This window comes from Blastomonas sp. CCH9-A1 (assembly GCF_001557175.1).
Classification (GTDB): Bacteria; Pseudomonadota; Alphaproteobacteria; order Sphingomonadales; family Sphingomonadaceae; genus Blastomonas; species Blastomonas delafieldii_A.
This window is the reverse complement of record NZ_LSHM01000048.1, coordinates 1-13,954: the sequence shown is the minus strand read 5'-3', so window position 1 is coordinate 13,954 and position 13,954 is coordinate 1. Positions and strand designations below refer to the sequence as shown.

Here is a 13,954-nt window from a genome sequence, read left to right as displayed (position 1 = left end):
CACCACCCGCTTCGCGGGCGGTCCCCCTCCCCCAGCAAGCTGTGGGAGGATTTGATTTGTCAGGCGTCCCCGCCTAACGCCGCCCAATGAACAACCGATCCTCCGCCCCTGACGACACCCCTGGCCTGCCCGCACGCCGTGCGGCGCTGAAAATGCTCGATGCCGTCATGCGGCGCGGGGAATCGCTCGATGTCGCCCAGCATGCCGCCTGTCAGGGGATCGAGGACCGTTCCGACCGCGCGCTCGCCATGGCGATTGCGGGCGAAGTTCTCCGGCACCTTCCGGGGCTCGACCTGCTGATCGACAGCATGACGCGGCTGCCGCTCGCGGACGACGCCAAGGCGCGGATGGTGCTGCGCATCATGCTCGCTCAGACTTTGGCGCTCGAAACCCCGCCGCATGCGACGATCGCGACCGCACTGCCGCTGCTGCAAGGCGGGCCGCGCAAGCTGGCGCATGGAGTGTTCGGCAGCCTGATGCGCGCAGGCGTGGCGTTGCCTGCGCCCGCGCTGCCGCCGGCCACCGCCAACCGCTGGACTGCGCTCTGGGATGAGGCCATGGCCGAAGCTGCCAGCGCCGCGCTCGGCAGCCCTCCTCCGCTCGACCTCAGCCTTGCCGACGCCTCCAAGAGCGCCGCAACCGCCGAGCAGCTGGGCGGCGTGTCGCTCGCCCCCGGCCATGTCCGCCTTCCGCGCGCAGGGGCTATCGAACAGATCGAGGGCTTCGAATCGGGCGACTGGTGGGTGCAGGATCTCGCCGCCAGCCTGCCCGCAAGGCTGCTTGGACAAGGCAACGGACGCAGCGTGCTCGATCTGTGCGCCGCGCCGGGCGGCAAGACGATGCAACTCGCCGCCGCCGGCTGGCAGGTGACCGCGCTCGACAATTCGGAAAAGCGGTTGAAGCGCCTGCGCCAGAACCTCAAGCGCACCGGCCTCGATGCAGAGACGATTACCGACAACCTGCTAGAATGGCGTCCTGACGAGCAGGCCGATGCCGTTCTGCTCGACGCGCCGTGTAGCGCCACCGGCATTTTCCGCCGCCATCCTGATGTCCTCTATCGCATCGGCGCGCGCCATATCGAGGATCGCGCGCAGCAGCAGGCGCAATTGCTCGAGCGCGCCTCGAACTGGGTGAAGCCCGGCGGCGTTCTGGTCTATGCCGTCTGCTCGCTGGAAAAGGCCGAGGGCGAGGATGTCGTCGCGCACTTCCTTACCGAAGACAGCCGCTACACGATCGACCCCGTGGCCACCGACGAACTCCCCGCTGGGGTTATGCCCGATGGGCTGGGCCAGGTGCGCACCCTGCCCGGCATGCTGGCGGACGCGGGCGGGCTGGACGGCTTTTTCATGGCCCGGCTGCGCCATCGGGCCTGACTGTCCGGCTCTGGGCCAAATCATGTGGAAAAGCGCCGCAAAGCGCCTTGCTCCACAAGATGTTGAGGTTTAAGCGGCTAGGCCTATGCCGCAGCCCCCATTGATAGCTCCGTCGATCCTGTCCGCCGATTTCGCGCGTCTGGGCGAGGAAGTGCGCGCGATCGACTCGGCGGGAGCGGACTGGATTCATATCGATGTGATGGACGGGCATTTCGTGCCCAATATCACCATCGGCCCGGCGGTGGTGAAGGCGCTGCGTCCGCACACGACCAAGCCGTTCGACGTGCATCTGATGATCTCGCCGGTCGACCAGTACGTCCAGGCCTTTGCCGATGCCGGCGCGGACATCATCACCGTGCACCCCGAGGCAGGGCCGCATGTTCACCGCACGGTGCAGCTGATCAAGTCGCTGGGCAAGAAGGCAGGCGTGGTGCTGAACCCCGCGACTCCGGCCAAGATGCTCGACTATCTGATCGACGAGGTCGACCTTGTCCTGGTGATGAGCGTCAATCCCGGCTTTGGCGGACAGAGCTTCATCTCCAGCCAGCTGCGCAAGATCGAGGCGATCGCGAAGATGATCGCAAAATCGGGCCGCGCGATCGATCTGGAGGTCGATGGCGGCATCGACACGATCACCGCGCCACAGGCAGTGGATGCCGGGGCGAATGTGCTGGTTGCAGGGACGGCAAGCTTCAAGGGCGGCCCCGATCGTTACGCTGCCAATATCCGGGAGCTGAAGGGCCAATGAGCGATGTCCTGTCCGAGAGCCGCCGGACAGGCGCCCGCGCAGCCCAGGCCAGCGAGGACGAACGCCGCCTGCCGTTGATCGGCGCGGACCTCGAATCCCGCCCGGACCTGATCGAGGACAGCCCGCAATCGGCACGCAAGCAGCTCGTGCGTGTGGAAAACGATCGCGGCCTTTCGCTCACTGAAAGCATCGTTCATTATTTCTACCGGATGACCTGGCGCACGCCGCTGCACAAGCTGCGGCTCAAGGGCCGTTCGCCGCTGCGGCTGCTCGCAGCGCCCGACGATCCGTTCCCCGGCGATGCGCGGCGCGGCAAGGCGATCCGCGCCGGCTTCTTTCAGGTTGCTGGCCAGCGGATCGAATTTGCCAAGCTCAACTTCGCGACGCTCCAGGCGCCGCCAGAGGCGCTCGATTACATTCACAGCTTTGCCTGGCTGCGCGATCTGGCCGCATCGGCACCGCGCGAAACCTGCGTGCCCATCGCCGAGAAGTTGGTCGATCAGTGGCTCGATGCGAATCTCGAGACCGTGGCCGATCCGGCCTGGCGCGCCGATCTGGCCGCGCGCCGCATGCTCAATTGCGCCGCGCATGCACCGCTGATCCTGTCGAGCAGCGATCTTGTTTATCGCTCGCGCGTGCTGCGCAATTTCGCCAGCACGGCGCGGCATCTCGACCATGTTGCCGACAAGGCGCCGGAAGGCCTCGCACGGGTCACCGCTTGGGCGGGCGTGGTCGGCGCGGCGCTGCTGCTGCCCGATGGCGAGCCGCGCCGCATCTTCGGCGAAGCAGGGCTGAAGCGCGCGATCGAAGGCTTTATGGGCGAGGATGGCGGCGCGCTCTCGCGCTCGCCGCTGGCGCAGATCGAGGCGATCAAGGTGCTGTCCATGCTGCGCGCGGTCTATGCTGCACGCGGCGAGCTGCTGTCTCCCATTGTCGAACTGGCGCTGAGCCGTGCGGTGCCGGCGCTGCAGGGATTGACCCACCACGACGGAGGCCTGGGCAGTTGGCAGGGCGCACCGGGCATTTCTGCCGAGAGCATGGCGACGCTGATCCGCGCGAGCGGCATCCGCGCGCGGCCTTTGCGCGATGCGCGGCACTGGGGCTATCAGCGCGTGCCCGCCGGGCGCACCGTGGTGCTGGTCGATGCCGGGACCCCCGCCATGGCGCGGCATGCGGTCATGGGCTGCGCGTCCACCCTGGCCTTCGAGATGAGCCATGGGCCCTATCGGCTGATCGTCAATTGCGGCGGCGCGAGCGCGATTGCCCCCGACATGCCGCCCGAGCTTGCCAGGGGCCTGCGCGCGACGGCGGCGCACTCGACGTTATGCCTCGACGATACCAACAGCACCTCGGTGCTCCCCAAGGGCCAACTCGGCAAGGGCGTGGGGCTGGTCGAGCTCGACCGGCGCGACAGCGATGATGCCGCGCGGCTCGACATGACGCATGACGGCTATGCCAGGCGCTATGGTCTGATCCACCGCCGCCTGCTCGTGCTGCGCAGCGACGGCCGCGAATTGCGCGGCGAGGACGTGCTGCTGCCCGCCGCCAAAAGCGGTTTCGGGCGTGGGTTTGGCCGTCAGAAACAGGGCGATGTGCCGTTTGCCATCCGCTTCCATCTGGGGCCGGATGTCGAGGCGCATCTTGCGACCGATGGCTGGGGCGTGTTTCTGCGCGTCGCCGACGGATCGCTCTGGCAGTTCCGTTCTGCCGCCAGCAAGGTAACGCTCGAGGAAAGCCTCTGGGTGGACGAAAACGGGCAGATCCGGCCCAGCCAGCAGATTGTCCTTTCCGGCACCGCATCGGTGGGCGGCGGCAATTATGGCTGGCTTATCAAGCATATGGGATAATCACGTGACCGATATTGCGATCAAACGCGCACTGCTTTCCGTCTCTGACAAAAGCGGCCTGGCCGAACTCGGGAAAACACTGGCGGCGCATGGGGTGGAGCTCATTTCCACCGGCGGCACTGCCAAGGCGCTGCGCGATGCGGGCCTTGAAGTGCGCGACATTTCCCAGATCACCGATTTCCCTGAAATGATGGACGGCCGCGTCAAGACGCTGCACCCGATGGTGCATGGCGGGCTGCTCGCGGTGCGTGACAATGCCGAGCATGTCGCGGCGATGGAAGCGCATGGCATCGGCGCGATCGATCTGGTCGTGGTCAACCTCTATCCCTTCGCCGCCACCGTCGCCAAGGGTGCGGAGCGCGACGAGATCATCGAGAATATCGATATCGGCGGCCCGTCGATGGTCCGCTCGGCGGCCAAGAACCACGCGTTCGTCACCATCGTCACCGATCCCGCCGATTATGCGACGCTGGCGCAAGAGATGCAGGCGAGCGGCGGTGCAACCACGCTTGCCTTCCGCCGCAAGCTAGCGGCCAAGGCCTATGCCGCCACGGCCGAATATGACGCGATGATCGCGAGCTGGTTCGCCTTTGCCGATCAGGGCGAGATGTATCCCGAGAAGCTCTCGGTCCCGTTCCGCAAGGGCCAGGCGCTGCGCTATGGCGAGAATCCGCACCAGAGCGCGGCGCTCTATCTGCCCGCCTTCGCGCCCGGCGGCTCGCTCGCCGACCACCGTCAGGTTCAGGGCAAGGAGCTGAGCTTCAACAATCTGAACGACGCCGATGCGGCGCTAGAGCTGGTCGCCGAATTCCGCGACGGCCCGCCGACCGTGGTCATCGTCAAGCACGCCAATCCGTGCGGTGTGGCGAGCGGCGACGATCTGGTCAGCGCCTACAAGGCGGCGCTGCAGTGCGACAGCGTGTCGGCCTTTGGCGGCATTATCGCGGTCAACCGCCCGCTCGACGGCCCGACCGCCGAGGCGATCAGCGACATCTTCACCGAGGTGGTCTGCGCGCCCGATGCCGATGAGGCGGCCAAGGCGGTGTTCGCGAAGAAGAAGAACCTGCGGCTGATCCTGACCGGCGATCTTTGGGACCCGGCGCGCGGCGGCATCGCGCTGCGCACGATCGCGGGCGGCGCGCTGCTGCAATCGCGCGACAATGGCCGCATCCGCCGCGAAGACCTGAAGGTCGTCACCAAGCGGGCCCCGACCGAGCAGGAGCTGACCGACTGCCTGTTCGCGTGGACCGTGGCCAAGCACGTCAAGTCGAACGCGATCGTCTATGCCAAGGATGGCGCGACCGCCGGGATCGGCGCGGGTCAGATGAACCGCCGGGATTCGGCGCGCATCGCCGCCGCCAAGGCGCGCGAGGCGGCGGAAACTTATGGCTGGGGCGAGCCGCGCACCGTGGGCTCTTCGGTCGCTTCGGATGCGTTCTTCCCGTTCGCCGATGGCCTGCTGGCAGCGGTCGAAGCGGGCGCGACGGCGGTCATCCAGCCGGGTGGATCGATGCGCGATGAGGAGGTGATTGCTGCCGCCGACGAAGCGGGCCTGGCGATGGTTTTCACCGGAATGCGCCACTTCCGCCACTGATCGAGCGGGCCCGGCGGGCTCAATGCTGCCGGGCGAGCACCTCATAGGCCATGACGGCGGCGGCGACCGCGGCGTTCAGGCTGTCCGCCTTGCCGAGCATCGGGATCTTGACCAGCAGGTCGCACTCCGCCTCATAGGCGGGCGGCAGCCCCTGCGCCTCGTTGCCGATCAGCAGGAAGCAGGGCGCAGCATAATCCGCACCGCGATAATCGAAGCTGGTGTTGAGGCTGGTGCCGACCAGCTGCCCCGGTCCGGCGCGCAGCCAGCGCAGGAAATTGCCCCATTCGGCCTGCGCCACCGGCACGGTGAACACCGCACCCATGCTCGCGCGCACCGCTTCGACCGAGAACGGATCGACGCACTGGTCGACCAGGATCAGCCCGCCCGCGCCCACCGCGTCGCAGGTGCGTAGCATGGTGCCCAGATTGCCCGGATCGCGCATCGACTGCGCGACCAGCCAGATACCTGAGCGGCTGCGATCGAGCGCGTCGAGCGACGTCGGCAGATCGGCGAACACGCCGAGCACCGTCTGCGGATTGTCCTTGCCGCTGATCTTGGACAGGATATCGCTGGTAGTCTCGTAGATTGTGCCGCCGCGCGCAGCCACCGCCGCTTCGAGCGCGTCGATCAGCGGGTGCGGGTCGCGCTGCTGGCCCAGCCACAGCGCTTCGGGAACAATGCCGGCCTCGCGCGCCTCGGTGAGCAGGCGCAAGCCTTCAGCAAGGAAACGGCCCTCGCGCTTGCGGTGTTTCTTTTCACGCAAGCTGCGCGCCGCCTTGACCGCGGGGTTGGAAAATCCGGTGATGAGATGGCGATGGATCGTCATGGCAAGGGGCCGGAAGGACGGTTAGTCCTCGCCGAAACCGTCCATGACCAGGCCGACCAGCTTCTTGAGCGCGGCGTCTTCGCCCTCGCCCTCGACGCGGATGGTGATGCTGTCGCCGCGCGCGGCACCCAGCATCATCAGCCCCATGATCGAGCTTCCGGTAACCTCGTTGTCGTCCTTGCTGACGTGCACCTTTACCGTTTCGGGCAGGCGCGCGACGGCAGCGACGAACTTGGCGCTCGCCCGGGCGTGCAGGCCACGCTGGTTGGTGATCTGCACGGTCTGCTCGCTCATTGCGCGCTTTCCTGGCCCAGCAGGTCGGAGGCGACGCTGATATATTTCTGCCCGGCATCGCGCGCGGCCGCGACCGCATCGCGCACGTTCATCGATCGGCGTGCGCCCTCGAGACGGATCAGCATCGGCAGGTTGACCCCGGCAATCACCTCGACCCGGCCCGCTTCGAGCAGCGAGATGGCGAGGTTCGAGGGCGTGCCGCCGAACAGGTCGGTCAGCACGATCACGCCCTTGCCGGTATCGACCCTGGCGATGGCGGCCGCGATATCCGCGCGCCGCTGCTCCATGTCATCATTGGGGCCGATATCGATAGTTTCGATATGCTGCTGCTTGCCCACCACATGTTCCATCGCGACCAGAAATTCCTGCGCGAGCCGTCCATGGGTGACGAGAATAAGACCGATCATGGGGGATGTTTATACCAGTTTCTGTAGCTTGAAGTCTCTATTGCCGACGTCTGTCCCTGACCCGCGCCAGTTTCAGCGATCTCTCCCCTGCCCGGCGCGCTGCCTTCATGCGGGCGGCGGCGCGGGGCTTTCTTCTATGGCATCCGTGGGTCGTGACGTCAGGTTGCGATGCTGGACAGTGGGACAAAAGCCTGCTGCTTGCAAGCGTTTGGTGATCTCCTGCGCGACGAACACCGACCTGTGTCTCCCCCCGGTACAGCCGATTGCGATGTGCACATAGGCCTTGGCCGCCGCCTGATAGCGCGGCAGCAGGAAGGTCAGCAGATCGACGATACGATCGACGGCGCCCTGATAGGCCGGGTCTTCGGTGATGAACGCGCCCACCGGCGCTTCCAGCCCGGTCATCTCGCGCAAGGAACGGTCCCAATAGGGATTGCGCAGGAAGCGCATGTCGAACACCAGATCGGCGCTGGGCGGCATACCGCGCGCAAAGCCGAAACTGGTGACGATGATGCTGGTCGGCGACTGCTCGAGCGCAAAGCGGCTGCGAATTTCCTGCTGCAGGTCCGACAGGCCGAGGTTGGTCGTATCAATGACATTTTCCGCCCAGCGCCTCAGCGGCTGCAGCCATTCGCGCTCCTCGGCAATACCGGCTTCGGCCGAACGGTCCTGCGCCAGCGGGTGACGGCGCCGCGTCTCGGCATAGCGCCGCTGCAGCTCGCGCCCCGCGCAATCGAGGAACAGCGTGCTGATCGCATATTCGGGTCGCTCCTCGAGATCGCGCACCTGCCGCACGATCGATCCCGGATCAAACCCGCGCGTGCGCGTATCGAAGCCGATGGCGAGCGGCCGCTCCTGCCCGTCGCGGCGAACCGCCTGCGGCGTATCCATCAGCAAAGGCAAAAGCCGGATGGGGAAATTGTCGATCGCCTCCCAGCCCAAATCTTCCAGCGTCTTGAGCGCGGTCGATTTGCCAGCACCCGACAGCCCCGTGACCAGAAGCACGCGGTGCGGTTCGACAGCAGGCAAACCCGCCTGTGCAGTACTGGAATCGGTCATTGGCCACCCCTGGCGTGCCGCGCTCCTGTCGGGCCGCGCCCATCCGTGACTAGCCTTTGACCCCATAGGCTTGCAATGCCATTTCGGCCTTGATCGGTAGCACCCGGCTATCGGGCGACAGCAGGATTTCCGGGATATCCACGCCCAGCAACGCGCGATGCTGGCTCTGTTCGATCCAGCGCGGCGCAGCGCGGTTGAGCTCGATCAGCAGCGCAACCGGGCAATCCGGGCCGGGCTCGATCGGCAGCAGCCCCAGATTGCGCACCTCGATCATGCCGCCGATATGGGGCGCGGGCGAGGCGATGATGCGATTTCCCGCGCGGTGTAGTGCGGTGTGATCGTCACTGATCAGCCGCGCGCCGCGATCGATCAGCGCCAGCGCCAGTTCGGACTTGCCGATGCCCGATTCGCCGCTGATCAGCAGTGCTGCGCCGCCAATGCTGACGCAACTCGCCGGATAGGTGATCCTGTCACCCTGCGCCATGATCCCCTCCCCTCATCCGCGTTCGGATTTATCCCCATTCTAGCGCCATTTTCAGGCCGGGGAAATCGGCAGTTCCTGCTGATCCTTGGCAGGCAGGCAGATCTCGAACACTGCGCCCTGCGCTCCATCGTCGCGATCGGCGACCGTGATCGTGCCGTGATGCCCCTCGACGATCGTCCGCGCGATGGCGAGACCCAGGCCGCTATGCTGGCCGAACGCCTCTCCCTCGGGGCGCGCGCTATGGAAGCGACGGAAAATCGCCTCGCGCTCGCTGGGCTGCACGCCCGGCCCCTCGTCGATGACCCGCACCAGCACCCGCCCGCGCAGCTGCGTCGCCTCGATGCGCACCAGTCCGCCGGGCGGCGAGAAGGATATGGCATTGTCGAGCAGGTTGGAAATCACGCGTTCCAGCCGCGTCCCCTCGCCCATCACCACCGCGACGCCACGCCGGGGCCGGGCGAAGGCGGTCTCGCGCCCCTGGTTGAGCCCGCGCGAACGGCGCAGCTCGAGCAGATTCTCGATCATCTCGCCCAGATCGATCGGCTCGAACCGGGTCCGGGTCAATTGCGCGTCGACGCGCGACGCCTCGGAAATATCGGTGATCAACCGGTCGAGCCGTCGGACGTCGCTGCACGCAATCTCGAACAGCTGCGCGCGCAGTCGTTCGTCCTTCACGCTGGCCAGCCCCTCGAGCGCAGAGCGCAGCGAGGCGAGCGGATTCTTGAGCTCATGGCTGACATCGGCGGCAAAGGCCTCGGTCGCGTCGATCTTCATGCGCAGCGCCATGCTCATGTCGGAAAGCGAACGCGCGAGCAGGCCAATCTCGTCGCCGCGCGAGGGCAAGCGCGGCACCACCACCTCCCGCGCGCGGCCCAGCCGCACTCTGACGGCAGCGCTCGCGAGGCGACGCAGCGGCTGCACGATCGTCCGCGCCAGAAACAAGGAAAACAGGATCGAGACCAGTGCCGTCGCCAACACGATCATCGACAGGTTGAACCGCTCCGCGCGCACGATCCGGGTAACGTCCCGAGCATTGTAGCTGGTCAGCAGCACGCCACCGCCCCGGGGAAGCGCAATCGCCGCGCTGATCATCGGGGTGCGATCTGGCGCATAGCGCATCCGGGCGATCGCTGTCCGGCTGCGCTGGGCCTCGAGCGCCTCTGGCCAGTTCTGCAGCCGATCGGGTCGGCGCTCGACGAAACGGTCGACCCGCTTTGCGTCGACCAGCCAGTCGAAGCCCTGATCGAGCAGCCGTGCGGCATGGCGCTGCCAGGGCTCTTCGGACGGATCGCGCAGGCGATAGGCGGGCGACGCCAGCGCGAAACTGTCCAGCGTAACGGGGCCGCGCGCCTCATAGAGCCGGATGCGCGAGTCATAGCGTCGGCTGACCGCCTTGATCATGGCGATGCGATCCGGCTGGTCGAGACGTTCCAGCGCATGCGCGAGCAGCCAGATGCTCTGCTGCTCCTGCTCGAGCCGTTCCTGGATGATCTGCTCGCGATAGCTGTCGAGATAGAGCAGCCCGCCTCCGAGCATTGCCACCGCGAACACGTTCACCGCCAGGATGCGCCAGGTCAGCGAGACCCGCCGCGTCCAGCCCAGCCGCAATGCGGACGGGTTATTCTCCTGCGAAACGGTAGCCGGCGCCATAGAGGGTATCGATAGCGGAAAATTCGGGATCGACCTCGCGGAACTTGCGCCGCAGCCGCTTGATATGGCTGTCGATGGTGCGGTCGTCGACATAGACATCGTCCTGATAGGCCGCGTCCATCAGCTGGTTGCGGCTCTTGACGACACCGGGCCGCGCGGCCAGCGCCTCCAGGATCAGGAATTCGGTGACGGTCAGCGTCACCTTCTTGCCATCCCACGCCACCATATGCCGCGCCGGGTCCATCTCCAACCGCCCGCGCACGATCGGCTCTGCGGCGGGCTCGTCGCTGGGCGCTTCGGGTGCGCGCATCAGTTCGGCGCGGCGCAGGATCGCCTTGATCCGCGCGATCAGCAGCCGCTGCGAGAACGGCTTAGTGATATAATCGTCCGCCCCCATGGCGAGGCCCAGCGCCTCGTCCAGCTCCTCGTCCTTTGAGGTCAGAAAGATCACGGGCACCGCGCTGTGCTCGCGCACCCGGCGCAGCAGCTCCAGACCGTCCATGCGCGGCATCTTGATGTCGAACAGACACAGGTCGGGCGGCGTGTCGACAATCGCCTTGAGCGCCGTCTCCCCGTCCGAATAGAGCCGCGTGACAAAGCCTTCCGCCTGCAGCGCGATCGATACCGATGTCAGAATGTTGCGGTCGTCATCGACCAGCGCAATCACTGCCGCCATGAGTGGCCGTATCCTCCTCGAACTGCGTCATCATGCCGGTCGCATATCATGGCGGCAGGGTAAACAGCTATCTGGCGAATGCCGCAACGCAGCATTTTGGGTGTGCATCCGCAACAATGCACTACCCATGTTATGACACCGGTAGCAGCTATTGACAGACATGGCGGCAGACGTCTTGGACAGTTGCATCACGAGAAAAGGACTGCGTGAGTCGTCCCGGATTGACGAAGGCTGGCGGTTGGGCGCGAGATCAGCCAGGGGCGGCATCAACTTGGGAGAATATCAGCAGTGGCCATCAAATCCAAAGTTTCGCTTGCCGATCAGGGCATTACCGCAACCGACAACCAGCACTGGAACCTCGGCACCGAAGCCCTGGTCGAAGAGGCCCTGCGCAACGGCGAGGGATCGCTGGCCAAGGGCGGCGCACTGGTCGTCGCAACCGGCAAGCACACGGGCCGCAGCGCCAATGACAAGTTCATCGTCCGCGACGCCGAGACCGAAAACACCGTCTGGTGGGGCAAAACCAATGTCGCGATGACGCCCGAGAATTTCGCTACGCTCAAGGCCGATTTCCTGGCCTTTCTCGCCGAAAAGCCCAAGCTCTACGTACAGGACCTGTTCGGCGGGTCGCAGCCCGAATATCGCGTCAACGTGCGCGTCATCAACGAATTCGCCTGGCACAGCCAGTTCATCCGCACGCTGCTCGTTCGCCCCAGGGCCGAAGAGCTGGCCGATTTCGCGCCCGAATACACGATCATCGACCTGCCCAGCTTCCGTGCCGATCCGGCCAAGCACGGCACGCGCAGCGAGACCGTGATCGCGGTGAACCTAACCGAAAAGCTGATCCTGATCGGCGGCACCGCCTATGCGGGCGAGATGAAGAAGTCGGTCTTCGGCATCCTCAACTATCTGCTGCCGACCAAGGGCGTGATGCCGATGCACTGTTCGGCCAATATCGGCCCCGAAGGCGACACCGCGGTGTTCTTCGGCCTGTCGGGCACCGGCAAGACCACGCTGTCGGCCGACGCCAGCCGCACGCTGATCGGCGATGACGAGCATGGCTGGTCGGACACTGCCGTGTTCAACTTCGAAGGCGGCTGCTATGCCAAGATGATCAACCTCTCGCCCGAGGCCGAGCCCGAAATCTATGCCACCACCGGACGCTTCGGCACGGTGCTGGAAAATGTGGTGATGGACCCGGCCACCCGCACGCTCGACTTTGCCGACAATTCGCTCGCCGAAAACAGCCGCGGTTCGTACCCGATCGACTTCATCCCCAACACGTCGAAGGACAATCTGGGGCCGGTGCCGAAGAACATCATCTTCCTGACCGCCGACGCCTATGGCGTGCTGCCCCCGATCGCGCGGCTGACCCCCGAACAGGCGATGTACCATTTCCTTTCGGGCTATACCGCGCGCGTCGCCGGTACCGAAATCGGCGTGACCGAGCCTTCGGCGACCTTCTCGACCTGTTTCGGTGCGCCGTTCATGCCGCGTCACCCGTCGGTCTATGGCAATCTCCTCAAGGAGCGCATTGCCAAGGGCAATGTCACCTGCTGGCTGGTCAATACCGGCTGGACCGGCGGCAAGCACGGCGTCGGCAGCCGCATGCCGATCAAGGCGACGCGCGCGCTGCTCAATGCCGCGCTCGACGGCAGCCTCAACAGCACCGAATTCCGCAAGGACCCGAATTTCGGCTTCGAGGTTCCTGTCAGCGTGCCGGGCGTCGACAGCGCGATCCTCGATCCGCGCGGCACCTGGGCGGACAAGGCCGATTACGACGCCACCGCGCAAAAGCTGGTCGGCCAGTTCATCGACAATTTCGCGCAATTCGAAGAGCATGTCGATGAGGCGGTCCGCGCCGCCGCCCCGCAACGTCAGGCCGTCGCCGCCTGACCCGGCCCGGTTCACGATCGGGCCTTTCTTGCCGAAAGCCCGATCATGACCGACCGCAGCATAAGATTTTTCGATTCCAGCGCAGCCGTTCGCCACCTTGGCGAGCGGCTGATCGCTTCATGCTTGCCGCGCGCCGAATGGACGCACGAAGCGCACGTCGCCGCCTGCTACTGGCTTGTCGCGGAGCGGCCCGATATCTGCCTGGCCAGCGACCTGCCGGGTATCATCCGGCGGCATAATGACAGCGTGGGCACGCCGAATACCGACAGCAGCGGCTTTCACGCCACGATCACGCATTGCTATGCAATGGGTGTCGCGGCGTTTCACCGGCAGTGCGATGCGACCCTGCCTCTGGTGGAGCGGGTCAACGCGCTGCTCGCCGCGCCCGAGGGCGCGCGCGACTGGCCGTTGCGGTTCTTCTCGCGCGAGCGCCTGTTCTCGGTCGGGGCCCGGCGTGCGGTGATTTTACCTGATCTGGCGGCCCTGCCTGGCTAATGCCGATGGCGTGCCCCTGCTCGCAGTGATAACTTGAACCATTCTCCGGCGAAAGCCGGAGCCCAGAAGTCAGATGGCACGGCATCCACTCTGCTTTCCGGCTTTGGTCGGAAAACGGGCTAGGGCGAACATGGGAGACAAAGGCATGGATTTCCTCAACAACATCGTCGGCCAGCTCGGCGGCACCGACAAGATCGCCAGTCTCGCCAAGCAGGTCGGACTCAGCGAAGCGCAGGTTCAGGCCGCGATGGCCGCTTTGGGCCAGGCCGCGCCCCAGCCCGGCGACACCGCCGCATCCGCCGCGCAATCGACCGGCCTGACGCTCGACAAGCTGCAGGACCTGCTCGCCCAGGTCGGCGGCGAGGACGCGCTGAAGAAGATCGGCGGCTTTCTCGACCGCGACGGCGACGGCAACCCGGTCAACGACATCATGGGCTTCGCGAAGAAGTTCACCGGGCAGTAAGCAACCTCACGAGCCGCCCGAGGCGACGGCATGCCCTGCCATCTCTCCCCTCACGCTTGCGGGAGGGGAAGGTTCGGTCCGCCGAACCGGGCTGGGCCAGAAAAGTCACGCTCACCAAGCTCGCCTCCGGCTCGCCCCGCCC

General features: G+C 65.9%; 14 protein-coding genes. 7 read left to right on the top strand and 7 right to left on the bottom strand.

Annotation, left to right across the window (positions count from 1 at the left end):
• The first annotated feature begins 86 nt into the window (after positions 1-86).
• The 4 genes from AX725_RS14330 to purH all read left to right on the top strand — a co-directional run bounded on the left by AX725_RS14330 (position 87) and on the right by purH (position 5,562).
• Entirely contained in the window at positions 87-1,373 is a 1,287-nt protein-coding gene (locus AX725_RS14330) for an RsmB/NOP family class I SAM-dependent RNA methyltransferase (RefSeq protein WP_060980337.1), read from the top strand.
• An 85-nt stretch (positions 1,374-1,458) separates the two neighbouring features.
• Positions 1,459-2,121: a ribulose-phosphate 3-epimerase gene (rpe, locus tag AX725_RS14325; RefSeq protein WP_060980338.1), complete on the top strand. Its 663-nt coding sequence runs from the start codon at positions 1,459-1,461 to the stop codon at positions 2,119-2,121.
• The gene (locus tag AX725_RS14320; RefSeq protein ID WP_082737514.1) at positions 2,118-3,968 is read left to right on the top strand and encodes a heparinase II/III family protein; all 1,851 of its coding nucleotides are present in this window, start codon (positions 2,118-2,120) and stop codon (positions 3,966-3,968) included. The genes rpe and AX725_RS14320 overlap by 4 nt, the downstream gene beginning before the upstream one ends.
• Positions 3,969-3,972: 4 nt before the next feature.
• Positions 3,973-5,562 (top strand): bifunctional phosphoribosylaminoimidazolecarboxamide formyltransferase/IMP cyclohydrolase, encoded by a 1,590-nt coding sequence (purH, locus tag AX725_RS14315; RefSeq protein ID WP_060980339.1) that lies wholly within the window; start codon positions 3,973-3,975, stop codon positions 5,560-5,562.
• 19 nt (positions 5,563-5,581) lie between these two features.
• Here the strand turns inward: purH and AX725_RS14310 are convergent, their stop codons facing one another.
• The 7 genes from AX725_RS14310 to AX725_RS14280 all read right to left on the bottom strand — a co-directional run bounded on the left by AX725_RS14310 (position 5,582) and on the right by AX725_RS14280 (position 10,958).
• Positions 5,582-6,388, bottom strand: a complete 807-nt coding sequence (locus AX725_RS14310; protein WP_060980340.1) for a TrmH family RNA methyltransferase — start codon at positions 6,386-6,388, stop codon at positions 5,582-5,584.
• 21 nt (positions 6,389-6,409) lie between these two features.
• The gene (locus AX725_RS14305) at positions 6,410-6,682 is read right to left on the bottom strand and encodes an HPr family phosphocarrier protein (protein WP_060980341.1); all 273 of its coding nucleotides are present in this window, start codon (positions 6,680-6,682) and stop codon (positions 6,410-6,412) included.
• A complete protein-coding gene (locus tag AX725_RS14300; protein ID WP_060980342.1) occupies positions 6,679-7,089 on the bottom strand; it encodes a PTS sugar transporter subunit IIA in 411 nt (136 codons plus the stop codon). The genes AX725_RS14305 and AX725_RS14300 overlap by 4 nt, the downstream gene beginning before the upstream one ends.
• Before the next feature lie 105 nt (positions 7,090-7,194).
• Positions 7,195-8,148, bottom strand: a complete 954-nt coding sequence (rapZ, locus tag AX725_RS14295; RefSeq protein ID WP_060980343.1) for an RNase adapter RapZ — start codon at positions 8,146-8,148, stop codon at positions 7,195-7,197.
• A gap of 49 nt (positions 8,149-8,197) precedes the next feature.
• The gene (locus AX725_RS14290) at positions 8,198-8,632 is read right to left on the bottom strand and encodes an HPr kinase/phosphorylase (protein ID WP_060980344.1); all 435 of its coding nucleotides are present in this window, start codon (positions 8,630-8,632) and stop codon (positions 8,198-8,200) included.
• A gap of 51 nt (positions 8,633-8,683) precedes the next feature.
• The gene (locus AX725_RS14285) at positions 8,684-10,282 is read right to left on the bottom strand and encodes a sensor histidine kinase (protein ID WP_066114790.1); all 1,599 of its coding nucleotides are present in this window, start codon (positions 10,280-10,282) and stop codon (positions 8,684-8,686) included.
• Positions 10,251-10,958 carry a response regulator transcription factor gene (locus AX725_RS14280; protein WP_060980346.1) on the bottom strand — a complete coding sequence of 236 codons (708 nt, stop codon included), beginning with the start codon at positions 10,956-10,958 and terminating at the stop codon, positions 10,251-10,253. Before AX725_RS14280 ends, AX725_RS14285 begins: the two co-directional genes overlap by 32 nt.
• A 288-nt stretch (positions 10,959-11,246) precedes the next feature.
• Between AX725_RS14280 and AX725_RS14275 the strand changes: the two genes are divergently transcribed.
• The 3 genes from AX725_RS14275 (at position 11,247) to AX725_RS14265 (ending at position 13,812) form a co-directional block, all read left to right on the top strand.
• Positions 11,247-12,854: a phosphoenolpyruvate carboxykinase gene (locus AX725_RS14275; protein WP_060980347.1), complete on the top strand. Its 1,608-nt coding sequence runs from the start codon at positions 11,247-11,249 to the stop codon at positions 12,852-12,854.
• 45 nt (positions 12,855-12,899) lie between these two features.
• The gene (locus tag AX725_RS14270; protein ID WP_060980348.1) at positions 12,900-13,349 is read left to right on the top strand and encodes a hypothetical protein; all 450 of its coding nucleotides are present in this window, start codon (positions 12,900-12,902) and stop codon (positions 13,347-13,349) included.
• A 145-nt stretch (positions 13,350-13,494) separates the two neighbouring features.
• A complete protein-coding gene (locus tag AX725_RS14265) occupies positions 13,495-13,812 on the top strand; it encodes a hypothetical protein (RefSeq protein ID WP_060980350.1) in 318 nt (105 codons plus the stop codon).
• The last annotated feature ends 142 nt before the right edge of the window (positions 13,813-13,954 follow it).

Coding starts and splice junctions, on each gene's coding strand:
- AX725_RS14330 (WP_060980337.1), top strand. CDS start 87: ATGAACAACCGATCCTCCGCCCCTGACGACACCCCTGGCCTGCCCGCA.
- rpe (WP_060980338.1), top strand. CDS start 1,459: ATGCCGCAGCCCCCATTGATAGCTCCGTCGATCCTGTCCGCCGATTTC.
- AX725_RS14320 (WP_082737514.1), top strand. CDS start 2,118: ATGAGCGATGTCCTGTCCGAGAGCCGCCGGACAGGCGCCCGCGCAGCC.
- AX725_RS14310 (WP_060980340.1), bottom strand. CDS start 6,388: ATGACGATCCATCGCCATCTCATCACCGGATTTTCCAACCCCGCGGTC.
- AX725_RS14305 (WP_060980341.1), bottom strand. CDS start 6,682: ATGAGCGAGCAGACCGTGCAGATCACCAACCAGCGTGGCCTGCACGCC.
- AX725_RS14300 (WP_060980342.1), bottom strand. CDS start 7,089: ATGATCGGTCTTATTCTCGTCACCCATGGACGGCTCGCGCAGGAATTT.
- rapZ (WP_060980343.1), bottom strand. CDS start 8,148: ATGACCGATTCCAGTACTGCACAGGCGGGTTTGCCTGCTGTCGAACCG.
- AX725_RS14290 (WP_060980344.1), bottom strand. CDS start 8,632: ATGGCGCAGGGTGACAGGATCACCTATCCGGCGAGTTGCGTCAGCATT.
- AX725_RS14285 (WP_066114790.1), bottom strand. CDS start 10,282: ATGGCGCCGGCTACCGTTTCGCAGGAGAATAACCCGTCCGCATTGCGG.
- AX725_RS14280 (WP_060980346.1), bottom strand. CDS start 10,958: ATGGCGGCAGTGATTGCGCTGGTCGATGACGACCGCAACATTCTGACA.
- AX725_RS14270 (WP_060980348.1), top strand. CDS start 12,900: ATGACCGACCGCAGCATAAGATTTTTCGATTCCAGCGCAGCCGTTCGC.
- AX725_RS14265 (WP_060980350.1), top strand. CDS start 13,495: ATGGATTTCCTCAACAACATCGTCGGCCAGCTCGGCGGCACCGACAAG.